The sequence below is a fragment of the Mycobacterium sp. E183 genome, from assembly GCF_001667735.1.
In the GTDB taxonomy this organism is placed as follows: Bacteria; Actinomycetota; Actinomycetes; order Mycobacteriales; family Mycobacteriaceae; genus Mycobacterium.
Genome location: NZ_LZJN01000138.1, coordinates 53,683 through 79,694 on the forward strand (window position 1 = coordinate 53,683; position 26,012 = coordinate 79,694).

Consider the following 26,012-nt stretch of genomic DNA (forward strand, 5'->3'; position numbering starts at 1 on the left):
GTCAGCGAACCCCGGTTTCTCCCGGGGCGTTCTGGCCGCCCGCATCCGAGACGGACGCGGTGACGAGGTGCTCGAACGTGCCGGTGACGTCCAGGATGCGGTCGAGGAATCGCGGTCGATGGTCGAGGTGCAGGAGCACACCGGCCTGAGCGCTTCGGCGGTGGACCAGCAGCAGGCCGGACAGGCCTGCGGAATCGCAGAAGACGAGTTCGGCCAGGTCGAGATGCAGGTCAGCGAGGTTGGGCTGGCGGGTGAGGAGCTGGACGGCGGCCTCGACCATCGCGTCCACGGTCTCGTAGACCAGATCACCGGAGACCCGCACGCAGGCCGACCGCCCGGAGGTGGTGGTGTTCAGAGACAGGTTCATTCGGACGCTCCTGGGCCTGCGATGGCGGTGAGGGCATCGTTTGCTGCGGTCAGTAGGCGCTGGCCGCGGGGAAACTCGTTGAGCTGCACTGTCAGCGAATCCAGCGCCGGGTGCAGCGAAGCCGCCGGAACGCCGCGCGCGGTGAGGATTTCGGCGGTCCAGCTGATGAAGTCGGTGAACAGAGCGTCGTCGTCGGTGTAGAGACTCACGGTGAGGAAGTCGACGATGTGGGCGATGTCCTCGACGGTGCGCTGATGCTGCAGCGGGGAGTAGGCGCGCATGGCGGGAAAGCGGTCCTCCAGGTCGGCGACGGTGGACTTGACCAGCCGCGCCGCACTCCGGCTCACCATGGTGTATTCCTGGTCGGCCAGATGCGGCAGGTCATCGACGGGCTGGCGGTTGGACGCCCGCCGAACGGGGCTTAACCCGCGGCTCAGCCGCTCGTCGGCGGTGCGCGCGTCCGGCGCCCACGCGTCCGCCCCGAGCTGGCGGGCGAAGCGGCCGTCACGGCCGAACGCGGCGCCGCCGGCCAGGACGGGGAAGCCGGCGGATTGGCACGCGACGATCGCGGCGTGCGCGTTGGGTAACCGGGTGGGGATCGAGCAGGAGAGCGCGACGACGTCCGGGCCGTGCTGGTGCAGGTGGGCGACCAGGTGCGGGGTGGGCACCTGCGCGCCGAGGAAGTCGACCTGCCAGCCACGCAGCCGCAGGACCTCAGCCAGCAGCCGGGCGGGCAAAGCGTGCCACTCGCCGTCGACGCACGCCAGCGTGACCCGGCCGCCGTGGCTGGAGACCTTGCCGGCGGCGTGATGGGCCAGCGCGGCGATGACGCGATCGTTGATCGCCGAGGCGGCGTGTTCCTGCGCGACGCTGATCCTGTTCGCGGCCCATTCCGCGCCCACTTTGTGCTGGACGGGGGCGATCACCTCCAGCAGCACGTCCTCGGGCGTCATGCCCGCTTCCATCGCGGCGAACACGGTGGCGGCCGCGGCGTACTCGTCACGGTCGGTCAGGGCCCCCCAGAGCCGTTCGCGGACAACGAGATCGTCCGCGGCACCGGTGGCGGACGTCATGTCGGTGTCGTAGGACGTCATGCCACGTACCTGCCCCGGGTGTGCCCGTCGACGGCGCTGAGGTGGGTCCGCTGCGGGGCGGTGATGGCGACGACGGCGATGTCGTCGTGCACGCGTTGCCCCACCCAGTCCGAGGCCAGCATCAGGACGCGTTCGACGACCGCCTCGGCCGGCATCCCGGCGCAACCGGTCAGCGCGGCCGCCAGGCGCTGTTCGCCGAAGAAGTCGTCGCCGAGCGGGCCGCCGCGCGCTTCGGTGATGCCGTCGGTGTACAGCACGCACGTCTCGCCCGGCGCCAGCGAGGTCTCGAAAGATTGCACAGTGATGCGCTCCAGGGCGCCGACCAGTGTGCCCTTGGTGTTGGCCTCTTCCACTTGCCCGTTGTCGCGCACGATCAAGGGAGGGGGATGCCCGGCGCAGGTCAGGCGCAGCACCACCTGACCGTCCCGGTAGGCGACCGACGCCAGCACCAACGTCGCGAACCGCGTGTGGTCCGACGACAACATGGCACGGTTGAGCAGCGTGAGCACGCCCTCGTGGTCCTGCGCCAGCGGTGTCAGCGCCTGCAGCGTGTTGCGGATCTTGCCGGTCATCACGGCGGCCTCCAGGCCCTTCCCGCACACGTCGCCGAGCACCACCAGCGTCTCGTCCTCGGGACGTTGCGCGGGATGGAAGTCGTAGAAGTCGCCGCCGACGACCTCGTAATCCTTGGACGCCCGGTAGCCGCCGGCGAATTCGATGCCGTGCAGCCCGTGCAGCGGCGGGGGTAGCAGGTCACGCATCAGCGTGCGGGTGATGGCGGCCTGCTCGGCGTAGAGCCGCGCGGCGGACAGCGCAGCCCCCGCCCGGGCGGCGAACAAGCCGGCGAAGGTCTCCTCGTCGGCGGTGTACACCGGCCGACCGGTGCGCCGCAGCAACACCAACGCGCCGGCCGACACGCCGTGGCCCGGGAGCGTCAGGATCATCACGGACCCGGCCGCACCTGAGAAGTCTTGCGGGAGGAGCCAATCCGGAACCGAAACGGGGTCGATCCAGCTCGAGGAGACCGGCGGGAACCCATGCAGCGCCTCGCTCAACCCCGCCACCATCGCGGGGTCGGCGTCCACACTGCACTGCTCCACCGCCCCGGCCGCGGCGCTGTAGAAGACCGGAAGCCGACGGCCGCGGCCCGCGGGGGCCACCAGTACCGCCGCGTCCGCCAGGTGTTGGGCGGCCATCTGCACAGTCGCTTCCCTGCAGCGGTCGACGTTGAGCGAGGCCGTCAGCACCGACGACGCCTCGAGCAGGATCGCGGTGCGCTCCTGTTCCCGTGCCAGCGCTTCTTGGGCCTCGCGCAACAGCTGACCGGTGTCCTCGACCAGCGACCATGCCACCTCGCCGCTGGGCAGCACCGCCGCGTGCGCATCGAACTTGCGGCTGCCCACGTTTCCCGATACCAGCGAGGCGTCCGGGCCGACCGAGTCGGGATGCAGCTGCACGAGGCGATGGTGCGCGTGCGAAAGCCATTCGACCGTCTCGTCGATTCGACCGCCCTGGGCCGCGCCTGGCAACAAGGACTCGGCGGACCCGCTCAAGGCCTGCACGATTCCCGCGCGGTCGATGACCAGGGTGGGACAGGGCACAGCGGCCCACAAGCCGTCGAGGTCGATCTCGACGCCTACGTGGGCACCATCATGCATGCGGTTGACCTGTCAACGCGGGGAGTCGGAGTTGGCTAGCGTTACGTCCGACTGTACGTGTGCGGAATTGCGGGAGAGATTCGCTCGTGCGGGCCGTGCGTCGAAGATGCAGTGCAGGAGCCATTTCTCGACCCCGAGTACGGGACTGCGGCAGGCCCGGACCTGAAGACCTGCGCCACGCGTGTGATTGCGGCTTCGCCGCTCAACACACTCCATCGGCTCGGAAATAAACGCGAGCGTTCATTTCCTCGCCTCAGTCGCGTGTCCGAGGGGGGACTTGAACCCCCACGCCCATTAGTAGGGCACTAGCACCTCAAGCTAGCGCGTCTGCCATTCCGCCACTCGGACAAGGCCAACGAGAGTTGGCAGCTAAGGCTATCGGATTGTCGCGCGCGCACCCAACCCAGCCGGGGCGCTCAGCGTCGAGCCGAGCGGCACCGGCAGTGGTAGGAAAGGTGGTTGTGACCGCGCACACCGAGTTCCCGACCAACCCGAGTGACGACGTGGTCGAGGTCGTCAGCAGGTTGATCCGGTTCGACACCACCAACACCGGCGAACCGGAGACGACGCGGGGCGAGGCCGAGTGCGCGCAGTGGGTCGCCGAGCAGCTCGCTCAGGTCGGCTACTTGCCGCAGTACGTGGAATCGGGCGCCCCGGGCCGCGGCAATGTGATCGCCCGCCTCGCGGGTGCGGACAGCTCGCGCGGCGCCCTGCTGATCCACGGGCATCTCGACGTGGTGCCCGCCGAGCCGGCCGAGTGGAGCGTGCACCCGTTCTCCGGCGCGGTCAAGGACGGCTTCGTCTGGGGCCGCGGCGCGGTCGACATGAAGGACATGGTCGGCATGATGATCGTGGTGGCCCGGCGGTTGAAGCAGGCCGGCATCGTGCCGCCACGCGATCTGGTGTTCGCATTCCTTGCCGACGAGGAACACGGGGGCAGCTACGGGGCCCGCTGGCTGGTCGACAATCAGCCCGACCTGTTCGCGGGTGTGACCGAGGCGATCGGCGAAGTGGGCGGGTTCTCGCTGACCGTGCCGCGCCGCGACGGGGGCGAACGTCGGCTCTATCTGATCGAGACGGCCGAGAAGGGCCTGTCATGGATGCGGCTGACCGCCCGCGGCCCGGCCGGGCACGGATCCATGGTGCACGACCAGAACGCCGTCACCGCCGTCGCCGCGGCGGTCGCCCGGCTGGGCCGGCACCAGTTTCCGCTCGTGCTCACCGACACCGTCGCGCAGTTCCTGGCCGCCGTCGAGGAGGAGACCGGGCTGACGTTCGACGTTTCGTCGGGCGACCTGGCCGGAGCGATCGAAAAGCTCGGCCCCATGGCCCGCATGCTCAAGGCGGTGCTGCAGGACACCGCGAACCCGACGATGCTCAAGGCCGGGTACAAGGCCAACGTCGTCCCGGCGGTGGCCGAAGCGGTGGTCGACTGCCGAATCCTTCCTGGCCGCAAGGCGGCGTTCGAGGCCGAAGTCGACGAACTGCTGGGCCCCGACGTCACACGCGAATGGATCAAGGACTTCGAGTCGTACGAGACCAGCTTCGACGGCGACCTGGTCGACGCCATGAACGCCGCCGTGCTGGCCCTTGACCCCGATGGGCGTACGGTGCCCTACATGCTTTCCGGTGGTACCGACGCAAAGTCTTTCGCGCGCTTGGGTATTCGTTGTTTTGGTTTCAGCCCGCTGCGGTTGCCGCCGGACCTCGACTTCACCGCGCTGTTCCACGGAGTCGACGAGCGGGTACCCGTGGATGCGCTGAGGTTCGGCACCGATGTGCTGGAACACTTCCTGACACACTGCTGAATAGTCAACGAAAGGATTCGCCATGAGCACCGCGCCCGACCCGTACGCCGCGCTGCCGCAGCTGCCGACGTTCACGCTGACATCGGAATCGGTCACCGACGGCCAGCCGCTGGCCAAGCCCCAAGTCAGCGGGATCATGGGCGCGGGCGGGCAAGATGTCAGCCCGCAGTTGAGCTGGTCGGGATTCCCGGGGGAGACCCGCAGCTTCGCGGTCACCGTCTATGACCCGGACGCGCCGACGGCCTCGGGCTTCTGGCACTGGGCGGTGGCCAACCTGCCCGCCGACGTCACCGAACTGCCCGCGGGTGCCGGCGACGGCAGCGACCTGCCCGGGGGCGCGCTCACGCTGGTCAACGACGCCGGTATGCGCCGCTACATCGGCGCCGCGCCGCCGCCGGGGCACGGGCCGCACCGCTACTACATCGCGGTGCACGCCGTGGACGTCGACAAGCTGGACCTCGGCGAGGACGCCAGTCCCGCCTACCTCGGCTTCAACCTGTTCCAGCACGCGATCGCGCGCGCCGTCATTCACGGCATCTACGAACAGAAGTAGGCGCGGGGCTTCGGGCCAGCCCGCCGGCCCGCCGGCCCGAAGGGCCCGCCGGCCCGAAAGGCCCGAAATCACTTACGTCACTCCCGTCCCGGGGGGTTTGCGTTTGGGTTTCTTGTCGGTGGGCGGGGATATGATTCGAACATGTGTTCGATTGATCTGCTCAGCCGCACCGATGCCGTGCTCGAACGGTTCGAGCGCGCGCAGGACGTGTTCTTTGCGTCGTTGGATTCACTGACGGCGGTCGAGCTTGTCGCCGCACTCGACAGATATGGATTTCTGCTCGGACGGCTGGATGCGCTCATCTACGAGTTGTCCAGCCCCTTCGGGCCGCCGAGGGGGCGGCCCACATGGCGTTGACGGACCGCGAGGAGATCCAGGGCGACGTCGACGCGTTGCGCGCCGTTGTCTCCCGATTCCAAGGGCGCTCGTACGAAGCGCTGACCAACCCGGAGCGGTTGTGGTTGCTCGAGATATTCGAGTGCGAGACGCGTCGGCTTCAGGCGCCAAGTCACCAGCTCATCAATCAGCTTGGTGAGCAAGGGGATTCGGCCGAGTTGGGCGGCAAGCTGAGCTGGGCGCTGGCCGATCGGCTGCACATCAACCGGGGTGAGGCCAACCGGCGCATCGCTGAGGCCGCCGAGCTGGGCCCGCGCCGCGCGCTGACCGGTGAGCCGCTGGCGCCGGTGTTGCCCGCCACCGCGGCGGCCCAGCGCGACGGTGTCATCGGTGCCGACCACGTGGTGGTGATCCGGCAGCTTTTCCGCCAGCTGCCGGAATCGGTCGACATCGAAACGCGCGAGCATGCCGAGAAGCACCTGGCTTCCGAGGCAACTCACTATCGCCCCGATCAACTCGCCAAGCTCGCCCGCCATCTGTTGGACTGCCTCAACCCAGACGGCAACTACACCGATGCCGACCGGGCGCGGGCCCGCGGGCTGACCCTGGGCGCCCAGCAGGCCGATGGCATGTCGAGGCTGAGCGGGTGGCTGACGCCCGAGGCCCGCGCCAGCTGGGAGGCGGTGCTCGCCAAGCTGGCCTCCCCCGGGATGTGCAATCCGGACGACGAGGTGCCGGTCATCGATGGCGCCCCGACGGAGGAGGCGGTGCAACGGGACACCCGCACGGCCGCGCAGCGCCAGCACGACGGCCTCAACGCCGCGCTGAGAGCAACGCTGGCAAGCGGCAAATTGGGCCGGCACAACGGCCTGCCGGCATCCATGGTGGTCGTCGAATTTGTCCGCTGTTAAGATCGGCGCATGACGACCGCCGCGATCTACACCCGAATCAGCAACGACCCGACCGGCCAACGCGCCGGCGTCGACCGCCAACGGGAAGACTGCCGCGCACTGGCCGCCGGGCTGGGCTGGGAGGTAATCGAACCCGACCCGCCCTTTGAGGACAACGACGTTTCGGCGTTCACCGGCGCCGAACGGAAAGGCTTCGAGCGGCTGCTGACCGCGGTCAAACACGGCCAAGTGGACGCCATCATCTGCTGGCACCCTGACCGGCTGTACCGGCGCGTGGCCGACCTGCAGCGCCTGGTGGAGATCACCGACCGCGGGGTCGAGATCCGCACCGTCAACGGCGGTGACTTGGACCTGTCCAACGCCACCGGCAAGATGCTGGCCCGCATCGTCGGGTCGGTGTCGGAGATGGAGTCGGAGCACAAAGCGGAGCGGCAGCGCCGTGCCAACATTCAACGCGCCGAACAGGGCACCTGGTGGTCCTCGCAGCGCTGCTTCGGCTACACCCAGACCGGCAAGATCCAGAAGCGTGAGGCCAACCTCATTCGGCGGGCGGCCGCCGACGTGCTCGACGGCAAGAGCCTGCGGGCGATCGCGCGCGAGTGGAATGCGAAGGGCATCGCCTCGACGCGAGGCGCGACATGGAACACCTCCCGGCTCAAGCGGCTGCTGTGCAATCCGCGTTATGCGGGGCGGCGCACCTACCGCGGCACCGAAACCGGCCCCGGCACTTGGACGCCGATTCTGGACCCCGACACCCACGCCGGGGTGGTCGCCATCCTGCGCGACACGTCCCGCGGCGGCGCGGTGTCCTACGAACGCAAATACATCGGCTCCTACCGGTATGTGTGCGGGGTGTGCGGCGCGAAGCTGCACCGCACGGTGTCCACCCACGCCGACGGGCGCACCTTTTCCCGGTATGCCTGCACCGCCGCGGCGCACCTGTCGCGCTCCCAGCCCGAGCTGGACGCCTACGTCGAGTCGGAGGTGCTTAAACACCTGCGTGACGAGAAGCGGCTGCACAAGACGCTGGCCCCCAAGACCACCCAGATCAACGTCGAGGAGCTGCGCACCCGCCGCACCGCGCTGGCCGCCAAAAAAGACGGGCTGGCAACACTATTCACCGACGGGGTGCTCGACGGGCCGGCGGTGCGCCGCGAATCGGGCAAGCTGACCACCCGTATCGCCGACATCGACGCCGCGCTGGCCGAGGCGGCGCGCCGCAGCCCGGTCGCCAATGCGGTCGCCGACGGCCCCGAGATGGTCGAAAAGTATTGGGCGGCACAGTCACCGGACATGAAAGGCAAGATCATCGACGAGCTGTGCACGGTGGTGGTCAACCCTGCGCCGCGTGGCCGCTACTTCAAACCCGAATGCATCGACATCAGGCCGATAATTGCATCGACGTAATCCTCTGGTCTACCGTTTAGACGGACAACTTTTGATGGTGGCCCGGCTCAAGCCTCCGTCGGCGCGCATGGCGCGCACGCACTGTGGAGAACAGGTGTGAGGAACTGAGCCGTCCGTCCGACGCGGGGATGGGTTCCCTGAACCCTGCCCGCGAAACGGACACCTCTCATGGCTCTTTCACCGGCTGCCCATCACCGCCGCGCCAAGTTCGCCAAACTCAGCCATCTGCGCGAACCTGACGATCCCGAACTCATCGCCGCTCACCAGGATTTCAAAGCGCAACTGCTGGCCGACCACGTCGAACAGAACTTGCGGGAGTGGCCGCCGCTCACCGACACCCAGATCGACCGCATCGCCGCACTGCTGCGCGCCGGGGCCGGCGGTGACATCGCGTGAGCGGCCACCAGCCCCCCGACGCAGAGCTGCCGGCCCTCAAGGGAACCGGCAGAACTGATGACCTGACAGTCGCGCCTAAGTCTGACACGAGCCCCCGACAACTGGCCAGGCAGGCTGCGGCGCTGGCCGCGATCGGGCTGCCCGTCCTGCCGTTGCGCCCCCGGCGAAAGGAGCCGCGGGCCGGCAGCCACGGCTACCTGGACGCCACCTGCGACCCCGGGCACATCGACCGGCACTGGTACTACCACCCGCACGACAACATCGGTGTGCGCCCGCCACGCGGCACGGTGGTGCTCGACATCGACCCGCGTAACGGCGGCGAAAAGTCGATCCGCGCCCTGACCGATCGGCACGGCCAGCTCCTGAAAACCTGGGCGGCGCAAACCGGTTCGGGTGGCTGGCACTACTGGTTCACCGTCGGCGACATGGCGCTGCGCGCCCACTTGGGCGCCGGCATCGACGTCAAGCACGGCGGCAACGGGTTCGTCGTCGCCCCGCCGTCGGTGCACCCGTGCGGCGGTGTCTACGTGTGGCGCAACCCGCCGATAGGACAACCTGCGCCCGCCCCAGAGTGGCTGCGGAGAGCGCTGGCCCCGCCGCCCCCGCCGGTGCGCGCGGCGCCGCCCGGCACCCGCAGCGGATGCGGTAACGGCCCCTACAGCCTGGCCGCCCTGCTGGGACGCATCCACCTTGCGCCGCAAGGCCAACGCAACCGGACCCTCTACGGCGCGGCCCGCGACGCCGCCAAACAAGGCGACCTGGACGCCTTTGCCGACCTGCTCGCCGCGGTGGCCGTCGAGCGCGGGCTGTCTCCCACTGAAGCCGAAGCCACGATCCGATCTGCCAGGAAGGCGAGCTGATGAGCGACCCCCACCTGCCCGGCATGAGCGACGACGACCACGCCGACCACGACTCGACGGAAATCATTCACTTAGAAGATTTCTGGGACAGGCGCCCGGTGCTCAAGCACGTCCGCAACTTCGCCCGCTCCCGGCGGGCGTGCCCCGACTCCACCCTGGCCGCGGTGCTGGTCCGCGCCGTCTGCCAAATCCCGCAGTGGGCGACGCTGCCCCCGATCGTCGGCGGTCGTACCGCGGTGAATCTGTTCGCCGGCCTAGTCGGCGAATCCGGCGGCGGTAAAGGCGCCTCGGAGGCCACCGGCCGCGACGCCATCGCCTGGGATAACCGCCCGGTCGGCCCCGTCCCCGAGCGACCCTTGGGCAGCGGCGAAGGCCTAGCCCGCACCTACATGAACATGCAGGAGGAAGCCGAGAAGGCCAAACTGACTGCCGCGGTCTTCACCGTCTTGTGGTCGGCGCCCGAAATCGACACCCTCACCGCGCTGTTCGCCCGGCAGGGCGCCACCCTGCACGCCGAACTGCGCAAGCTCTACATGGGCGAACAACTCGGATTCACCAACTCCGGCAAGGACACCCGCACCCGCGTCGACCGGCTCACCTACCGCGCCGGGCTGATCGCCGGGGTGCAGCCGCTACGCGCCGGGACACTCCTCGACGCCGCCGACGGCGGCACACCGCAACGGTTCCTGTGGGCGTGGACCCGCGACCCCGACATGCCCGAGCAGCGCCCCGACGCGGTTGAGCCGAGGACCGTCGCGGTGCCCACGTTCTTGCCCGGCGACCTGCGGGTGCCGCAGGTGGCCCGCGACGCGATCGAACGCCACCAGCTCGACTACCACCACGGCGAGCCCGGCATCGACCCCCTCGACGGGCACGCGCTGCTGACCCAGCTCAAAGTCGCCGCCGCGCTGATGGTCCTCGACGAACGCACCAGCATCAGCGACGACGACTGGGAGCTGGCCGGCCAGGTAATGGCCCGCAGCGACGGCACCCGCGACGCCGTCGCACGGGAAGCCGCGGAGCAGCGCCGCCGCCGCAATCGGGCGAAGGCCGCCGACACCGCCGAACGCGACGACTACCTGTCCGACAGCCGGGTGCAGCGGGCCAAGCGCACGATCCTGCGGTGGCTGTCCAAGCTGCCCGACGGCAAGGCGATGGCCCACCATGAGCTACGGCGCAGGCTTCAAGCGAAAGACCGCGACGACTTCGATCCGGCCATCGCCGAGCTAATCGAGGAGTGCCGCGTGACGAAGGTCCCGCTTACCCGCGGATATGGATACATGCGTAAACACGGCAACACGGATGAACACGGCGATTCACCTGCCGGAACCGACCGTGTTGCTTCCATGTTCCGTGTTTTCAGGGCGGAGGTGCTACCTGGGGAAACGACGGAAGCGCACCCGAATCCCTGCGAGGACTGCGGCGGGACCGACGGGCACAAACCCGACTGTCTAGCAAACCCCGACTACGACCCCGGCCCGGTGTTCTAGGGATGAACCTGAAATGAGCAGACATCCGCCGAACGCCCACCGCGCCACCCATCGGCTCAACTCGCTAGCGATGCGGTGCCGCCAGGACCGCCCGATCCCCTACCGCGGACCGGCTGGTGAGGGTGACACTTGTCCCCGATGGGCGCCGTGCTGATCTGCTGGCGCCGGGCCACCGACCCGGCCGTCCAGACGGTCTATCCCAACGCCGAAGCCGCCGAACGCGCCGCGGCCATCATCCCCTGCGCGTCGACATGCCTGGGCCGGCAGGGGGTGGTCTGGCTGCCGGTGCCGCCCACCCGCGGCCCGGACCGGCGCTGCAAGCCCCGCGCCGCCTGGCGCGTCGACGCCGTCGGCCTGCCCCGGCCGGGCCGCTCGCGGGCCGAAGGATTCGACGCCGCCTATCCGCGCCCGCTGCGCGATGTGCGCACCTGGGCCACACCCGAGCGTTCAACGCCCCGTTCCCGAGGAGTAGACCGATGACCGCACACGAGGAGTTGTGCACGTTGTGCGACGCGAAGGGACGGTCCGTCCCGGCCGTGCTCATCGCCGCGTTCGCGTACTGCGAGCAGCATCTGCGCGAGGCCCAGGACCGGGCCATCGCCGACGCCATCGAGGTCGCCGAACAGTTCGGCTCGCCCGGGCAGGCGGTGATGTCGGATCACGTGTGGGCGCGCCGGCTGCGTGAAACCGGCGACCCGCTCGACGAGGTCGCTGCCGACGGCTACGACATGACCGCCCAGACGCGCACCGACGCCGAGATCGCCGGGTGGCCCCGCGACGCCGTGACCGATGACCCGGCCACCGCGACGGTCGCCGACCCGGCCGACGTCGGGCTGTCACCGTGGTCGGCGGTGTCGATGCCCGGCGATTCTGCGGGACCCTGACCCCTCGCCAGGGTTACGATTCGGGAGGACGCAGGCCCGGCCGCTTCCACCCTCAGCGGGTGGCGCACATCTCAGCCTTGGTCGTCAGACGTTCACACGGCGGTCCGATTAGCGCCGAGGAATAGCTGAATCGGCAGCGCATCCGATAGGCGCTGTCGGACCGTCCATTTGCGAAAACCTGTTGTAAGCAACGGGCTTCGCGCCGTCCACGAAAGCTGTCATGACAATGCCTGCAGTAAGTGTCGCCCGTCTGCGCGACCTGGAAGCCCGTAAACAAGCCATCGCCCGCGCTGCGGAGGTGTGGCTGCTCGAGTTGCGCGCCAACGGCCAGACCGAGATGTCCCCCGAAGACCAGCGCCGCTACGACGCCTATACGGCTGACCTGCGGATGATGTCCGAGCAGATCGACGAGGTGCGTTCCGATCTGGACCGCGGCCGTCTCCCGGACCGGTTCCGCGGCGGCGGACACCGAGCCGTGGGCACCGCTGGTGCGCTGGCCCCGCTCGGCTACTCCGACGAACAGCTGCGCCGCGCGTTCGACCAGCTGCACCGCGGCGAAACCGCCGTCCTAGAGGTCCGCACCACCAACACCGTAGGTGGCTTGGTGCCACCCGAGCTGGGGCCGATCCTGCCGGTGTTCCCGCGCCACGAAAACCGGCTCCTCGACAGGCTTCCCGGCGTGCAGATCGACGTTCCCGCGATCGCCTACGTCGAGGTGGTGTCCACCAGCGGCAACGCCGCCATCGTCCCAGAGGGTGGCGCGAAGCCCGAGCTGGTGATGCCAGCCATCCCGCAGACCGCCACCGCGAGGAAAATTGCGGCTCACACAGGAATCTCGTGGGAAGCATATTCGGGCGACTACCCGGCGTTCGTCGCGGCCGTCCAAACCGAGCTGCTGAAAAAGGTCGTCGACGAGGAGAACGCCCAACTATACGGGGGCACAGGCGAAGCCAACGGCCAGGTCAACGGCATCGCAACCAACGCCACCGTGCTCACCCTGGACGCCTCCACGATCAGCACCCAGCCCGGCCCGTGGGATGCGATCGAGGAAGGCATCGAGTTGCTGCGGTCCGGTCCGGCGCTGGCTGAGGCCAACCTGGCGTTGTGCAACCCGGCGACCTGGTCGGCGATTCGCCGCGTCACCGACAACTACGGCCGGTATTACGTTGCGCCCGACCCGTCCAGCGCCGAGGTCAACACCGCCTGGGGAGTCGACGTGGTGGTGTCCACCCAGTTCACCGCGGGCCAGTTCGTGCTGCTCGACACCCGCCAGTACGGGCGCGCGGTAATCCGCGAATCACTGGTCACCCGAATCGGCTACGCGGGAAGCGATTTCACCGACAACGTGGTCAGATTCGTGTCCGAGGAGCGACTGACCCAGGCCATCGAGCGACCGCAAGCGATCTGCGTGATCAGCGGGTTGCCCACCACCGCCACCAGGAGACCGACGACGAAGACCGGCAAGTAGTCCAACACACCGAAAGGTGGTCTTACTGTGGCGCGGTACCGCGTCGCCGGAGCAATTTCCAGCCCCGGTCGGCGGTATGGAACGCGGCAAAGTAGGCGTTGGACATTCTGCTCAGCGATCCACCCACCTGGAACTCTGCAATGCCATCCTGGTCGGCTGCCGAACTTTGGACCGTGTCGGCCGTGCCCAGCATGGGCCAAACGAAGCCATGCGCCGCACCGGAACCTGATTGCCAGACGACTACCGCTTCTGCGGCGTGGGCAGCGTCGAAGACAGCGGTCACCGCCTGCTGAATCATGTCAGTGTTGTTGAGTTCTGACCGCTCACCCGCGGCTTGCCGCTTCTGGTGGAGCTGGTTGACTCGGTTGTCGACGAGCGCCGCCACCGTGTCGGTGTTCTGATCCGGTTGCGGCGCAATGCTTTGCAATCCTCGAAGGTATTGAAGGTGCTTCCTTTGCGCGTAAGCGGCCACCGTGCGTGAACGCTTGAGTCGTTCGCGTCGGTCGTCGGGCGCGAGCACCCATACGGCTTGGGTCGCGCCGAGTAGGGCTGATCTGCACAACGTCAGATGAGAGAATGCGAACAGTCGGCGGGCCTCGATGTGCACGCGCACCGCCATGAGGTGATCTGTCGCGACTTGGAGGCCAAGGTGAGCTATCTCCGATATTGGGATCGACGGCCAGTCGCAATCGTCGACCTCGAGCTCGCTTCCCTGCTCCGGCCGGAAAGCAGTTGAACCCCGTTGCTGCCAGTCGTCCAGCATCGGGAACGTCGCCCTAAGCTTCGTTTCTCGTTCAGCGTCGTCCATGGCCGCCATCGTCGCAAAGTCTGTGGCCGCCGGAGGCGGCCTGAGCGGAAGGTCTTGGTTTCTCCCCCCGTGACGGGGGTCGCTCGCAAGGGGGCTCACGGCCCGGGTCGCCGAGCCGCCGGACGGCGGGGCACTAGGAACCCTTGGGTGGGCGGCCGCGCCTGCCGCCGGCTTTGAGGCCCATACTGACCAGGACCTCATCTGAGCGCATGCCGGCAAGACTTGGGTCGACTTCGATTAGGCGATCAATTACGCTGCGCGCTGCCTTCTCGTAGTTGGTGCGGGCGCCTCCCCCTGTGCGCGTTTTCCAGTCGATGATCTCGCCGGCTTGGTCGAATACGGGTTCGTTGACGACCAGGGTGCCTTCAAAGTCTGGATGCCGTAGCCGCGGGCTGTCCTCGGACTCTTTGACCCGTTCGTTTCGGAGCCAGTGAATGTGTTCGGCCATCAGATCAATCACGTGTTTGACGTCAACGCCGGTCGACATGCGGGCAGCACAGATTACGCCGGTGATGACGTAAAACCCGGAGGGGGTGCCGTGTACGAACTGGGCACGGAATTCCTTGGGTTCTAGTTTGCCCCGCTTGAGGTCACGCCATCCGGGTAGCCGCTGGTACGCGTAGTCGAGGTAATCGACGGCCTCGGCGGCGCCGTTGTCGATGGCTTCCTGTTCCTCAGCCCCTATGTTCTCGTTGTCCACATCCGCGGGAACGCCGAAGTGTTGGCGGAGGTTTTGTTCGCGCATGTCGGGACTGCGGTCTTTGTAGCCGATAAAGATGTTAGCCGCGGCTCCTCGTATGGCCGCAGCGGCGTAGAGGGTTTCGCCTGTCGCGATGGAGCCCTGGAATTCGAGGCGGTCTGCGCGCTCGGTGCTGGTGAGAAGTTGCGCCCGCCGAGCGACCTCCAGGCCGAGTCGGTTGGCGAACGACTCCCGGTCCATGACGCTGACGAGGGAAGGGCTGATAGGTCTGGTGGATGCCATGTTGACGAACATGCGGGCGATCTCGTTGCGGCGACCCTCCAGAACGATCAGCACGGGGATCGCCGACTTCTTCAGCAGCCGCGCCACCTCTTCGGCGTCCATATCACCTTCTTCAACGGCCTCGAACGTCTCCTTCCACAACCGGCGGACCGCGTCGTTGCGGTGCTGTGCATCCAGCACCCACAGCGGATACCCGGACAAGATCGACCACTGCACGATGTCGATGTCGTCGGTGACGCTGGTGATCGGGTCGATGTCCATGCCGTCGGGATCAATCGCCAGGATGAAGGTGCCAGTGAGCAGCTTGTCGGCGTGCCGGCGCAAACCATCTTTGATCTTCTTGACATGGGTCTCGGAGATCGCGCGATTCCCCGGCTCGACGCCCTCCAGCTCATAGTCCTTGCGCTTCATGATCTGGTCCACATTGAGCGTCATCAGGTCCACAAGCGGTAGAACCGCGGAGATGCCCGTCAACTCGCCCATGCGAAATCGGTAACCGTTGGAGGTGAAGCGTCTGGGCGGAAGGTCGGCTTGCCCGAGTGCCTCCGCCAACTCCGCGCGCGATGTCCCCTGCGCCAACTCTTCACCTCCGAATCCGATGGACCCGTCGCTCGACGGCTAAGCTGAAAATACCAGCGATGCGGAGATGTACACGCTAGCTATGCCGATGCCCGCGGCCAGCCGGGCGAATAATTCGGCTAGCTAGTTTTATATGGCGGGCTAGCCGAATTATCGCTACCATGTCTGACAAGCGCTCGATCCCATCAGCCGCCGGCTGGCGACCGTTCCGGTCGTTTCCCTTACCCGAGCGCCCAGTTAGGAGGTGGTGCCATGCCAAGGCGCTATCAATACGATGTGGCCCCCCACAAGGTCGTGCACGGGGTGATGATGGATCTCGACGAACTGCACGTCGACGAACGCGCACAGCGTTCGCTCAACGAGCTGCGTGCCCAGAAGCTGAGCGAAGGGTGGATCAACGAGGCCGCCGGTGAAATCGTGGTATCGGACCGCGGTCCGGACAAGAAAAAGCACGTCATCGACGGCTACCACCGTTCAACCGCGGCGCGGATGACCGGGATCAGCAAATTGCCCTGCGAGGTTCACTACGGGCTCAGCGTCGCCGACGAGGCGGCGTTGTTCCTGCTGAAGAACCGGGAATCGAGCAAGCCAAATGCGCTCGATGAGTACCGGATCGGACTGACCGCCGAGCTGCCCCTGTTCGTCGACACCGAGAAAGTGCTCATCAAGCACAACCTCACCGTGGGCAAGGCATCGTCTAAGAATGTCGTCGGTGCCGTGCAGGCGATCCTGCGGATCACCGAAACCTCGGGACCCGGCACCCTCGACGAGGTGTTGCGCATCGCCGAGGCGGCCTGGGGACGGACAGCTGAGACATGGGACGGCATGCTGCTCGGCGGCCTGGGATTGTTCCTGCACCGCCACGGCGGCGAGGTCAATATCGGCGACCTGATCCAGCGCATGCGCCGGAAGGAGGCGTGGGCCTGGAAACAGACCGTCCTGTCGTTGGCCAGCAACCAGAACCGGACCCAGTCCGGCACGGGCAGCCGGGTCACCGCCTGCTACCAGGAGCTGTGCCGGGTCTACAACAAGGGCCGCAGGAACGAGAGGACCAAGATCAGCCCGGCCGGCCGCGGCTGAATCGGTCCTTCAAACCCGAAGCGCCCCCGAGTCCACGTCGGGGGCGCTTCGCTTTGTCGGTAATACAATACACAATACAGCGACGCTGACCTTGATGATGCATTTTCTTGACCACCATGATCGTGGTGACGACCACGCTGACCGAGCTGGAAGCCGCCGCAGGTAAGGGCTTGACCGGCGGGGGCACCATCTTGCCGATGTCCGACGTGATCCGCCTGGCCCGCCACGCCCATCATTATTTGGCCGTTTTCGACAAGGGCGAAGCGGTGGCGCTGTATCACGGCAAGCGCCTGGCCTCACGGGGCCAGCGAATTGTCTTGTACGCCAAGGACCGTGGCTGTTCGCATCCCGGTTGTGATGTGCCGGGCTACTACTGTGAAGTCCACCACGTCGAAGACTGGGCCAGTACTTACCGCACCGACATCGACCAACTCACCCTCGCCTGCGGACCCCACCACCGGCTTCTCGAGAAGGGCTGGACCACCCGAAGACGCGCCAACGGCGACACCGAATGGATCCCGCCACCACACCTCGATCGTGGACAACCGCGCGTCAACAACTTCCACCACCCGGAAAAGATCCTGGCCGAAGACGACGACGAAGAAGGGGCGGCTTAACTCGCCGCGCCGCCGGCCTTAGGGGCCGCCGACCCGACGGCATCGCCGAGTGAGGCGAACCCGCCGTCGCGCAGCCGGTGCGCGATACCGTCGTGAATGCGCTTGGGCCACAAGCCTCCGCCGTAGACGAAGCCGGTGTAGCCCTGCAGCAGCGACGCGCCCGCGGTGATCCGTTCCCACGCGTCGTCGGCCGTCTCGATGCCCCCGACGCTGATCAGCACCAGGCGGTCGCCCACGCGGGCATGGAGCCGGCGCAGCACCTCGACCGCCCGGCGCGCCACCGGCGGCCCGGAAATGCCGCCGGGCCCCAGCGCGTCGGCCCCCGGCGTCTGCAGGCCGTCGCGCGACACGGTGGTGTTGGTGGCGACGATGCCCGCGAGGCCCAATTCCACGGCCAGGTCGGCGACATCGTCGAGGTCGGCGTCGGAAAGGTCCGGCGCGATCTTCACCAGCACCGGCCTGGACGTCTCGGCGAGCACGGCCGACAGGATGGGCCGCAGCGACTCGACGGCCTGCAGGTCGCGCAGGCCGGGCGTGTTCGGCGAGCTGACGTTCACCACCAGATACGACGCCAGCGGCCCGACCAGGCGGGCGCTGGCACGGTAGTCGTCGACGGCGCCGGCGGCCGGCGTGGTTTTCGTCTTGCCGATGTTGACCCCGATGGGAACGTCTGGTTGGTGCCGCGCGAGTTGGACGGCCAGCGCGCCGGCGCCCAGGTTGTTGAAGCCCATCCGGTTCAGCAGCGCGCGGTCGGCGGGCAGCCGGAACATGCGGGGGGCCGGGTTTCCGGGCTGCGGGCTCGCGGTGACGGTCCCGACCTCGGCGTAGCCGAATCCGAGCGCGCCCCAGGTCTGCAATCCCTTGCCGTCCTTGTCGAAGCCGGCGGCCAGCCCGAGCGGCGCCGGGAAGCGCACCCCGAACACCGTGCTCGCCAGCGCCGGATCCCTCGGGCCGAGCAGCCGCTGCAACAGCCGCCGCGCCGGGGCGAGGGCGGTGGCGCCGCGCAGCAGCGCGAAAACCAGCGTGTGGATGCGCTCGGGCGGCACGAGGAAGAACAACCGCCGCATCAGGCCGTACACGACGCCGTCGCCGGGTGCAGCCAACGTCACAATTCCGGCTGGTCGGGACGCCGGTTTTCCAGACGAGATTTCTTGCGGCGCAACAGCACTCGCCTGCTGCCGTCGGTGTAGAGCCGTACCCGGGTCAGCTCCCATCCCCGATATTCGGCCTCGATGGACAGCCGGGTGGATGCGCTGAGCCGGGTGACCTCCGGCGGCAGGCGCAGGGGCACCCACTCGTATTCGTCGGACAGCTCGGTGTCCCAGCCCGAGGGCAGCCGACTGCTGCGCGACGCGGTCAACGCGTACCCGCCGCGTGCTCGATCACCTGCACCCCCGCGCCGGACCCCGACACCACGTACAAGGTGTCTGACGCTTCGTCGAAGGCCAGTGAGTTCGGTTGCTGCACGGTTGGGTAACGCACCTTTTCGACGGGAATTCCGGTGGACAGATCGTAACCAACCACGATATTGGAAGCGGTCTGGGTTACCCAGCTCAACGCGCGGGAGCCGGCCAGGCCGTAGGGCGCCTGGGGCACCGGATACGCCTGTCGCAGGATCAGCGGGTCCACGCCGTACACCAGCAGCTGCCCGCCGCGAGTGTCGGCGACCAGGACCCGGCCCAGCGGGTCAGCAACCATGGTGGTCGCGCCTTCGCCGGCCCGCAGCGCCTGCCGGGCCTGGCCGTCGGCGCCGATCGTGGTCACCGAGGTCTGCCCCCGGTCCAACACCGCAGTTGTATTCCCTTGCGTGGCAAGCGAATCGACCCGCGCAAAGATCTTGTTCCTGCTGCCGACGGTCGCGGTGCCAGCGGTGCCGGGCGTCGGCGCAGCCGGTGTTGGAGAAGCGAGCGTGTAGACGGCTCCGTCGGCGCTGCCCAGCACCAGCTTGCCGTCGGCGCGCAGGGCGACCGCGGTGAAATCGGCCGATTGGGCGTCGGCGACGTTCACCTGCGTCGCGCGGGCGGTGGCCAGGTCGACCACGAAATAGCCGCCCCGGGCGGCCAGGAACAGCGTTCCGTGGCCGTCGTCGGCCATCGCGGTCGCGGGTCCCGGCAGGGCGATGACGCGCGGCGCGGCCTTCGGGTCGCCGAAGACGGTGACGCTCGCGGGGCCGGCAGGCGGTGCCCCGGGCGCCAGCACCGCGAGCTGGTGAGTCCCACCGTCGAAGGTGGCCGCGGTCGCGGCCGCGGCCAGCGGGCGCACCTCGCCGGCGGGGCGCTGGGACGCCGGCGGGGACACGGCGGGCGTGGCCGCTTCGATGGTGGGCGGCGCGGATTTGAATGTATTGGACGAACAACCTGCGATCGCCAACAGCAAAAGCGCGGCGGCGGGCAAACGGCGCTGAGCAGCCAGTCGATGACGCGTGTGCCCTGACAGCAATTATTTTCCCTTGCGTAATGACGGTGGACTTCCGAGTCTAAGGAACGCCTTCGCATCCAATATGGCCATGTCGCGCACATCAAGTCCCGGTGGCGAGGTATCGTCGCCTCATGGCCGTCATCGTTGACCGGCAGATCGCGGAGAAAGAGTTTGCTGTCGAAGATATGTCGACAGGAATCTTCGCCAGCGGGTATGGACAAGTCGGTGATGGGCGCAGTTTTTCGTTCCACATCGAGCACCGCTCGCTCGTCGTCGAAATTTACCGACCGCGCCTCGCCGGGCCAGTTCCGCAGGCCGAAGAGGTGGTCGCCACGGCGGTCCGCAGCCTGGTCGACATCGACCTCACCGACGAACGCAGCCTGGTCGCCGCCGTGCGCGACTCGGTGGCGCATGCGGTGCCGGTATCGCACTAGCCGATAGCACCTTCGCACCGGGTACGGTCGTGGTCGTGGTTGCCCCAGCCTGTCGGATGTCGGACACCGCTGCATGACGGTCATCCTGCTGCGGCACGGTCGATCCAGCTCGAACACCGCCGGGATCCTGGCCGGCCGTTCCGAGGGCGTCGACCTCGACGACAAGGGCCGCGACCAGGCCGCCGGGCTGATCGACCGGATCGGTGACCTGCCGATCCGGGCGCTGATCAGTTCGCCGTTGCTGCGTTGCCGACGCACGCTCGAGCCGCTCGCCGAGGCGCTGTGCCTGGAGCCGTTGATCGACGACCGGTTGGCGGAGGTGGACTACGGGGACTGGACCGGCCGCAAGATCGCCGAGCTGGCCGGCGAACCGCTGTGGCGGGTCGTGCAGGCCCACCCGAGTGCGGCGGTGTTCCCCGGCGGGGAGGGGTTGGCGCAGGTTCAGGCGCGCGCCGTGTCCGCCGTCCGCGAACACGATCGGCGGCTCGCCCTGGAATACGGGGGGGAGAAGGGCGGCGACGTCCTATGGGTGGCCTGCACTCACGGTGATGTCATCAAGGCGGTCGTCGCCGACGCCTACGGCATGCACCTGGACGCGTTCCAGCGGGTCACCGCCGACCCGGCGTCGGTGAATGTGATCCGCTACACCGAATTGCGCCCGTTTGTGTTGCACGTCAACCACACCGGTGCGAAATTGGCGGCGGCGCTGCGGGCCGGACCACCGCCCAAGGACGAGGCGCAGGACAAGGGCACCGCCAAGACCGACGGCGAGTCCCCGGCGGGCGCAACGGAACAGCCGGCCGCGGTCGTGCCGTCCAGCGACGCGGTGGTCGGCGGCTCAACCGATTGATTCCGCTTAAAAGATGCGCAGCGGGGCAATCGAATCGCACGGCGAAGGCAACAGCCGGTATTTTGGAGGTGCCATGGCCCGCGCAATCCACGTCTTCCGCACACCCGACCGCTTCGTGGCCGGGACCGTTGGTCAGCCCGGAAACCGAACGTTCTACATCCAGGCTGTGCACGATTCCCGAGTGGTGTCGGTGGTGTTGGAGAAGCAGCAGGTTGCGGTGCTGGCCGAGCGCATCGGCGCGCTGCTGCTCGAGGTGAATCGCCGGTTCGGCACACCGGTCCCTCCGGAGCCCGCCGAAGTGGAGGACTTGAGCCCGTTGATCACACCCGTGGATGCCGAATTCCGGGTGGGGACCATGGGCCTGGGCTGGGATTCCGAAGCCCAGACCGTGGTCGTCGAGTTGCTGGCCGTCACCGACGCCGAGTTCGACGCGTCGGTGGTGCTCGACGACACCGAGGAGGGGCCCGACGCGGTGCGGGTGTTCTTGACGCCGGAGTCGGCGCGGCAGTTCGCCACCCGCTCCAATCGCGTGATCTCAGCGGGGCGGCCGCCATGCCCGCTGTGCGACGAACCGTTGGATCCCGAAGGCCATATCTGCGCGCGCGCCAACGGCTATAGGCGCAGCGCGCTGCTCGGGCCTGACGATGAACTTGAGGCCTGACGACCGTGAGGTGTTGCGCGACGGCGAGCTGACGGTCCTCGGACGCATCCGCTCCGCCAGCAACGCCACCTTCCTGTGCGAGTCCACGCTGGGCGAATCGACGGTCCATTGCGTCTACAAACCGATCTCCGGCGAGGCCCCGCTCTGGGATTTTCCCGACGGTACGCTGGCTGGCCGCGAACTCGCCGCGTACCTGGTGTCGACGCAGCTGGGGTGGAACATCGTGCCGTACACGGTAATTCGTCACGGGCCGGCCGGACCGGGCATGTTGCAGCTGTGGGTCGAGCAGCCCGGCGACGCGGCCGACTCCGAGCCAAGGCCCGGCCCGGACCTGGTCGACCTGTTTCCCGCCAACAAGCCGGAACCCGGTTATCTGCCGGTGCTGCGGGCCTACGACTACGCGGGCGACGAGGTCGTCTTGATGCACGCCGACGACATCCGGTTGCGGCGCATGGCGGTCTTCGACGTGCTGATCAACAACGCCGACCGCAAGGGCGGCCACGTCCTGCGCGACATCGAGGGCCACGTCTACGGCGTCGACCACGGGGTGTCCCTGCATGTCGAGAACAAGCTGCGCACGGTGCTGTGGGGCTGGGCCCACAAGCCGGTCGACCAGAAGATGCTGGAGGCGGTCGCCCGGCTCACCGAGGCGCTGGGCGACTCGCTGTGCGACGAACTGGCCGAGCACATCACGCGGGCCGAGATCGCGGCGTTGCGCAGGCGCGCCCACGCGCTGCTCGACGATCCGGTGATGCCGGGCCCCAACCGGCACCGCCCCATTCCGTGGCCGGCGTTCTGAACCGGCCACCGAGCCACCCACCGGGCCGCGCACGGCCGTCGGAGATACTGAACCGGTGAGCCAGGGCCCGGACGAGTTGACCGACGCCGCCCTGGCCGCCGAACTCGCCGCGGACGCGGGCGAACTGCTGCTGAAAGTGCGCGACGAGATCGGCTTCGGACATCCGTGGGCGCTGGGCGACGCAGGCGACAGCCTGGCGAACGAGCTGATCCTGCGGCGGCTGCGCGCCGAGCGGCCCGACGACGCGGTGCTCAGCGAGGAGGCCTACGACGATCTGGTCCGGCTGAAACACGACCGGGTGTGGATCATCGACCCGCTGGACGGTACCCGCGAGTTCTCCACTCCCGGCCGCGACGACTGGGCGGTCCACATCGCGCTGTGGCAGCGCCCCACCAACGGCGAGCGGGAGATCACCGACGCCGCGGTGTCGCTGCCGGCGCGCGGGAACACGGTGTACCGCACCGACACCGTCACCGCCGACGCCGCGCGCGTCGGCATACCCCACACGTTTCGCATCGCGGTCAGCGCCAACCGGCCGCCGTTCGTGTTGCACCGGATGCGCCAGTCGTTGGCAATCCAGCCGGTGGCGATCGGTTCGGCGGGAGCCAAGGCGATGGCCATCATCGACGGCGACGTCGACGCCTACCTGCACGCGGGAGGCCAGTGGGAATGGGACAACGCGGCGCCCGCCGGAGTGGTGATGGCCGCAGGCATGCACGCGTCGCGGCTGGACGGTTCGCCGATGCGCTACAACCAGCTCGATCCGTACCTGCCCGACTTCGTGATGTGTCGCGCCGAGGTGGCGCCGATCCTGCTCGACGCCATCCGCGACGCGTGGCGCTGACTTCCCGCGTTTAGAGTCGTTGGCATGCAGTCGTGGGAGTTTCCACCGGTTCCGGTGTTGCCGGGACGTGGCCCGGAACTCCGGCTGTTCGACACGTCCGACCGGCAGGTGCGGCCCGTTGCGCCCGGGTCGACGGCGACGATGTACGTCTGCGGCATCACCCCGTACGACTCAACCCATCTGGGTCACGCGGCCACCTACCTGACCTTCGACCTGGTCTACCGGCAGTGGCTGGACCTGGGCCGCGCCGTGCACTACGTGCAGAACGTCACCGACGTCGACGATCCGCTGTTCGAACGCGCCCAGCGCGACGGTGTGGACTGGCGCGAGCTGGGCGATCGTGAGGTCGCGCGCTTTCGCGAGGACATGGCGGCGCTGCGCGTCCTGCCGCCGCGCGACTACGTCGCGGCCACCCAGGCGATCCCCGAAGTGGTCGAGCTCGTCGAGAAGATGCTGGCGTCGGGCGCTGCGTACGTCGTCGACGGTGAGTACCCGGACGTCTACTACCGCGCGGACGCGACGCCGCAGTTCGGCTACGAGTCCGGCTACGACCGCGAAACCATGCTCCGGCTGTTCGGTGAGCGGGGCGGCGACCCCGACCGCCCGGGCAAGACCGACGAGCTGGACGCGCTGCTTTGGCGCGCGGCCCGGCCGGGGGAGCCGAGTTGGCCGTCGCCGTTCGGGGCCGGGCGACCCGGCTGGCATGTCGAGTGCGCGGCGATCGCGCTCAGCCGCATCGGCAGCGGCCTGGACATCCAGGGCGGCGGCAGCGACCTGATCTTTCCGCATCACGAATTCACCGCCGCGCACGCCGAATGTGTAAGGGGCGAGCGGCGATTCGCCCGCCATTACGTGCACGCGGGCATGATCGGCTGGGACGGGCACAAGATGTCCAAGAGCCGGGGCAACCTGGTGCTGGTGTCGACGCTGCGGGCCCAGGGCATCGAACCGGCGGCCATCCGGCTGGGCCTGCTGTCCGGGCACTACCGCGCCGACCGGTTCTGGAGCCGGCAGGTGCTCGAAGAGGCCGCCGCCCGGCTGGGGCGCTGGCGCACCGCGACCGCCCTGGCGGCCGGCCCCGATGCCGCCGACGTGATCGCGCGGGTGCGCCAATACCTGGCCGACGACTTGAACACGCCGAAAGCGCTTGCCGCGCTTGATGGTTGGACAACAGACGCGCTCGAGTACGGCGGCCACGACGCCGAGGCTCCAAGGTTGGTGGCAACCGCGATCGACGCGCTGCTCGGCGTGCAATTGTGAACGCGGTACGTTGTCGGCCATGACGTCGCTGCAGGACAAGGTTGTTTTGATCACGGGCGGGGCCCGGGGAATCGGGGCCGAGGTCGCCCGTCGGCTGGGCAGCAAGGGCGCCAAACTCGTGCTCACCGACCTCAACGACGCCGAGCTGACCGCCCTGGCCGCCGAGATCGGCGCCGACCGGGTGCTGACGGCCGTCGCCGACGTGCGCGACCTGCCGGCCATGCAGGCCGTCGCCGCCCAGGCGGTCGAGCGCTTCGGCGGCATCGACGTCGTGGTGGCCAACGCCGGCATCGCCAGCTATGGATCGGTGCTGCAGGTCGATCCCGAGGCGTTCAAGCGGGTCATGGACATCAACGTGCTCGGCGTGTTCAACACCGTGCGCGCCACGCTGCCCGCGGTGATCGAGCGCCGCGGCTACGTGCTCGTCGTCTCGTCGCTGGCCGCCTACGCCGCGTGTCCGGGCCTGGCCCCCTACAACGCGTCCAAGGCCGCCGTCGAGATCTTCGCCAACGCGCTGCGGCTCGAGGTCGCCCACCGCGGCGTCAGCGTCGGTTCGTCGCACATGTCGTGGATCGACACCGCCCTGGTCCGCGACACCGAGGCCGACCTGCCCGCCTTCGGCAAGCTGCTCAGCAGTTTCCCGTGGCCGTTGAACAAGACCACCACCGTCGACAAATGCGCGGACGCGTTCGTCAAGGGCATCGAGGCTCGCCGGAACCGGATCTACTGCCCCCGCTGGGTGGCCCTGTTCCGCTGGATCAAGCCGGTGCTGTCCACCCCGGCCGGCGAGCTGCCCCTGCACAAGCCCACCGCGGAGCTGTTGCCCCAACTGGACGCCCAGGTCGTCGCGCTCGGGCGCTCCACCAGCGCCTACAACCAGGGCTTGGGCAAGAAGGCCTAGGTTCGATGGCGGCGACCCGCCGCGCCCGGCTACGCCGCGCTTGCGATCGCCGCTAGGTTCGATGGCGGCGACCCGCCGCGCCCGGCTACGCCGCGCCCGGCTACGCCGCGCCCGGCTACGCCGCGCCCGGCTACGCCGCGCTTGCGATCGCCGCTAGGTTCGATGGCGGCGACCCGCCGCGCCCGGCTATGCCGCGCTTGCGATCGCCGCTAGGTTCGATGGCGGCGACCCGCCGCGCCCGGCTATGCCGCGCTTGCGATCGCCGCTAGGTTCGATGGCGGCGACCCGCCGCGCCCGGCTATGCCGCGCTTGCGATCGCCGCTAGGTTCGATGGCGGCGACCCGCCGCGCCCGGCTATGCCGCGCTTGCGATCGCCGCTAGGTTCGATGGCGGCGACCCGCCGCGCCCGGCTATGCCGCGCTTGCGATCGCCGCTAGGTTCGATGGCGGCGACCCGCCGCGCCCGGCTATGCCGCGCTTGCGATCGCCGCTAGGTTCGATGGCGGCGACCCGCCGCGCCCGGCTACGCCGCGCTTGCGATCGCCGCT

The 26,012-nt window shown here is 68.4% G+C and carries 27 protein-coding genes, 1 tRNA gene and 2 pseudogenes; 21 read left to right on the forward strand and 9 right to left on the reverse strand.

The genetic code is table 11. From position 1 onward, the window contains the following. Position 1: 1 nt before the first annotated feature. The 4 genes from A5691_RS15450 to A5691_RS15465 all read right to left on the reverse strand — a co-directional run bounded on the left by A5691_RS15450 (position 2) and on the right by A5691_RS15465 (position 3,467). On the reverse strand, positions 2–367 hold the full coding sequence (locus tag A5691_RS15450; protein WP_067886768.1) for an STAS domain-containing protein: 366 nt from the start codon (positions 365–367) through the stop codon (positions 2–4). Then, on the reverse strand, positions 364–1,461 hold the full coding sequence (locus A5691_RS15455) for a B12-binding domain-containing protein (RefSeq protein WP_067886771.1): 1,098 nt from the start codon (positions 1,459–1,461) through the stop codon (positions 364–366). The genes A5691_RS15450 and A5691_RS15455 overlap by 4 nt, the downstream gene beginning before the upstream one ends. Then, positions 1,458–3,119 carry a PP2C family protein-serine/threonine phosphatase gene (locus tag A5691_RS15460; RefSeq protein WP_067758618.1) on the reverse strand — a complete coding sequence of 554 codons (1,662 nt, stop codon included), beginning with the start codon at positions 3,117–3,119 and terminating at the stop codon, positions 1,458–1,460. Before A5691_RS15460 ends, A5691_RS15455 begins: the two co-directional genes overlap by 4 nt. 262 nt (positions 3,120–3,381) lie before the next feature. After that, a tRNA-Leu gene (locus tag A5691_RS15465) sits at positions 3,382–3,467 on the reverse strand. Positions 3,468–3,580: 113 nt separating this feature from the next. On the opposite strand from A5691_RS15465, the gene A5691_RS15470 reads away from it, so the two are divergent. The 11 genes and pseudogenes from A5691_RS15470 (at position 3,581) to A5691_RS15520 (ending at position 13,232) form a co-directional block, all read left to right on the forward strand. Continuing rightward, complete coding sequence (locus tag A5691_RS15470) at positions 3,581–4,927, forward strand: M20/M25/M40 family metallo-hydrolase (protein ID WP_197505029.1); 1,347 nt, start codon at positions 3,581–3,583, stop codon at positions 4,925–4,927. A 22-nt stretch (positions 4,928–4,949) separates the two neighbouring features. Further along, positions 4,950–5,480, forward strand: a complete 531-nt coding sequence (locus A5691_RS15475) for a YbhB/YbcL family Raf kinase inhibitor-like protein (RefSeq protein WP_068018203.1) — start codon at positions 4,950–4,952, stop codon at positions 5,478–5,480. 141 nt (positions 5,481–5,621) lie between these two features. After that, complete coding sequence (locus A5691_RS15480; protein WP_068018206.1) at positions 5,622–5,837, forward strand: hypothetical protein; 216 nt, start codon at positions 5,622–5,624, stop codon at positions 5,835–5,837. Beyond that, positions 5,828–6,706: pseudogene (locus A5691_RS15485) on the forward strand (13E12 repeat family protein); the annotation flags it as partial. The gene A5691_RS15480 and the pseudogene A5691_RS15485, both read left to right, overlap by 10 nt. 30 nt (positions 6,707–6,736) lie before the next feature. Continuing rightward, complete coding sequence (locus A5691_RS15490; RefSeq protein ID WP_068018210.1) at positions 6,737–8,134, forward strand: recombinase family protein; 1,398 nt, start codon at positions 6,737–6,739, stop codon at positions 8,132–8,134. Between the two features lie 168 nt (positions 8,135–8,302). Continuing rightward, positions 8,303–8,530: a hypothetical protein gene (locus A5691_RS15495; protein ID WP_068018216.1), complete on the forward strand. Its 228-nt coding sequence runs from the start codon at positions 8,303–8,305 to the stop codon at positions 8,528–8,530. Next, positions 8,527–9,390: a bifunctional DNA primase/polymerase gene (locus A5691_RS15500; RefSeq protein WP_068266668.1), complete on the forward strand. Its 864-nt coding sequence runs from the start codon at positions 8,527–8,529 to the stop codon at positions 9,388–9,390. Before A5691_RS15495 ends, A5691_RS15500 begins: the two co-directional genes overlap by 4 nt. Next, positions 9,390–10,880, forward strand: a complete 1,491-nt coding sequence (locus tag A5691_RS15505) for a hypothetical protein (protein WP_068018224.1) — start codon at positions 9,390–9,392, stop codon at positions 10,878–10,880. The genes A5691_RS15500 and A5691_RS15505 overlap by 1 nt, the downstream gene beginning before the upstream one ends. A gap of 138 nt (positions 10,881–11,018) precedes the next feature. Further along, positions 11,019–11,360 (forward strand): hypothetical protein, encoded by a 342-nt coding sequence (locus tag A5691_RS15510; protein WP_068018227.1) that lies wholly within the window; start codon positions 11,019–11,021, stop codon positions 11,358–11,360. Beyond that, positions 11,357–11,764 carry a hypothetical protein gene (locus A5691_RS15515; protein ID WP_068018230.1) on the forward strand — a complete coding sequence of 136 codons (408 nt, stop codon included), beginning with the start codon at positions 11,357–11,359 and terminating at the stop codon, positions 11,762–11,764. Before A5691_RS15510 ends, A5691_RS15515 begins: the two co-directional genes overlap by 4 nt. Before the next feature lie 226 nt (positions 11,765–11,990). Further along, a complete protein-coding gene (locus A5691_RS15520) occupies positions 11,991–13,232 on the forward strand; it encodes a phage major capsid protein (protein ID WP_197694444.1) in 1,242 nt (413 codons plus the stop codon). Positions 13,233–13,254: 22 nt separating this feature from the next. Here the strand turns inward: A5691_RS15520 and A5691_RS15525 are convergent, their stop codons facing one another. Next, on the reverse strand, positions 13,255–14,049 hold the full coding sequence (locus A5691_RS15525; protein WP_068018234.1) for a hypothetical protein: 795 nt from the start codon (positions 14,047–14,049) through the stop codon (positions 13,255–13,257). A 124-nt stretch (positions 14,050–14,173) separates the two neighbouring features. Beyond that, a complete protein-coding gene (locus tag A5691_RS15530) occupies positions 14,174–15,505 on the reverse strand; it encodes a DNA sulfur modification protein DndB (protein WP_068018244.1) in 1,332 nt (443 codons plus the stop codon). A gap of 348 nt (positions 15,506–15,853) precedes the next feature. Here A5691_RS15530 and A5691_RS15535 point away from each other — a divergent pair, with 348 nt between their 5' ends. Together A5691_RS15535 and A5691_RS15540 are read left to right on the forward strand one after the other, a co-directional pair. Then, positions 15,854–16,681 carry a DUF6551 family protein gene (locus A5691_RS15535; protein ID WP_068018248.1) on the forward strand — a complete coding sequence of 276 codons (828 nt, stop codon included), beginning with the start codon at positions 15,854–15,856 and terminating at the stop codon, positions 16,679–16,681. A gap of 107 nt (positions 16,682–16,788) precedes the next feature. Continuing rightward, positions 16,789–17,298, forward strand: a pseudogene (locus A5691_RS15540) (DUF222 domain-containing protein); the annotation flags it as partial. On the opposite strand, the gene A5691_RS15545 reads toward A5691_RS15540, so the two are convergent. From A5691_RS15545 to A5691_RS15555, 3 genes are read right to left on the reverse strand one after another with little or no spacing between them, the layout of a single operon-like run. Continuing rightward, positions 17,295–18,377, reverse strand: coding sequence for a quinone-dependent dihydroorotate dehydrogenase (locus tag A5691_RS15545; protein ID WP_197499144.1), 1,083 nt, complete (start codon positions 18,375–18,377; stop codon positions 17,295–17,297). The pseudogene A5691_RS15540 and the gene A5691_RS15545 overlap by 4 nt on opposite strands. 26 nt (positions 18,378–18,403) lie before the next feature. Further along, on the reverse strand, positions 18,404–18,658 hold the full coding sequence (locus tag A5691_RS15550; RefSeq protein WP_068018251.1) for a DUF5703 family protein: 255 nt from the start codon (positions 18,656–18,658) through the stop codon (positions 18,404–18,406). Then, entirely contained in the window at positions 18,655–19,737 is a 1,083-nt protein-coding gene (locus tag A5691_RS15555) for a YncE family protein (protein WP_068018254.1), read from the reverse strand. The genes A5691_RS15550 and A5691_RS15555 overlap by 4 nt, the downstream gene beginning before the upstream one ends. 110 nt (positions 19,738–19,847) lie before the next feature. On the opposite strand from A5691_RS15555, the gene A5691_RS15560 reads away from it, so the two are divergent. From A5691_RS15560 to A5691_RS29140, 8 genes are all read left to right on the forward strand, one after another. Beyond that, the gene (locus A5691_RS15560) at positions 19,848–20,150 is read left to right on the forward strand and encodes a hypothetical protein (RefSeq protein ID WP_067758640.1); all 303 of its coding nucleotides are present in this window, start codon (positions 19,848–19,850) and stop codon (positions 20,148–20,150) included. A 73-nt stretch (positions 20,151–20,223) separates the two neighbouring features. Next, positions 20,224–21,000 carry a histidine phosphatase family protein gene (locus tag A5691_RS15565; RefSeq protein ID WP_067886788.1) on the forward strand — a complete coding sequence of 259 codons (777 nt, stop codon included), beginning with the start codon at positions 20,224–20,226 and terminating at the stop codon, positions 20,998–21,000. A 73-nt stretch (positions 21,001–21,073) separates the two neighbouring features. Then, positions 21,074–21,661, forward strand: coding sequence for a DUF3090 domain-containing protein (locus A5691_RS15570; RefSeq protein ID WP_067886814.1), 588 nt, complete (start codon positions 21,074–21,076; stop codon positions 21,659–21,661). After that, entirely contained in the window at positions 21,645–22,460 is an 816-nt protein-coding gene (locus A5691_RS15575) for an SCO1664 family protein (protein ID WP_082950341.1), read from the forward strand. Before A5691_RS15570 ends, A5691_RS15575 begins: the two co-directional genes overlap by 17 nt. Before the next feature lie 55 nt (positions 22,461–22,515). Next, the gene (locus A5691_RS15580; protein WP_067758649.1) at positions 22,516–23,304 is read left to right on the forward strand and encodes a 3'(2'),5'-bisphosphate nucleotidase CysQ; all 789 of its coding nucleotides are present in this window, start codon (positions 22,516–22,518) and stop codon (positions 23,302–23,304) included. Between the two features lie 24 nt (positions 23,305–23,328). Continuing rightward, positions 23,329–24,564 (forward strand): cysteine--1-D-myo-inosityl 2-amino-2-deoxy-alpha-D-glucopyranoside ligase, encoded by a 1,236-nt coding sequence (gene mshC, locus A5691_RS15585; RefSeq protein WP_068266671.1) that lies wholly within the window; start codon positions 23,329–23,331, stop codon positions 24,562–24,564. 19 nt (positions 24,565–24,583) lie between these two features. Further along, entirely contained in the window at positions 24,584–25,465 is an 882-nt protein-coding gene (locus A5691_RS15590; protein ID WP_067783681.1) for an SDR family oxidoreductase, read from the forward strand. A 61-nt stretch (positions 25,466–25,526) separates the two neighbouring features. After that, complete coding sequence (locus A5691_RS29140) at positions 25,527–25,622, forward strand: pentapeptide repeat-containing protein (RefSeq protein WP_156734811.1); 96 nt, start codon at positions 25,527–25,529, stop codon at positions 25,620–25,622. The last annotated feature ends 390 nt before the right edge of the window (positions 25,623–26,012 follow it).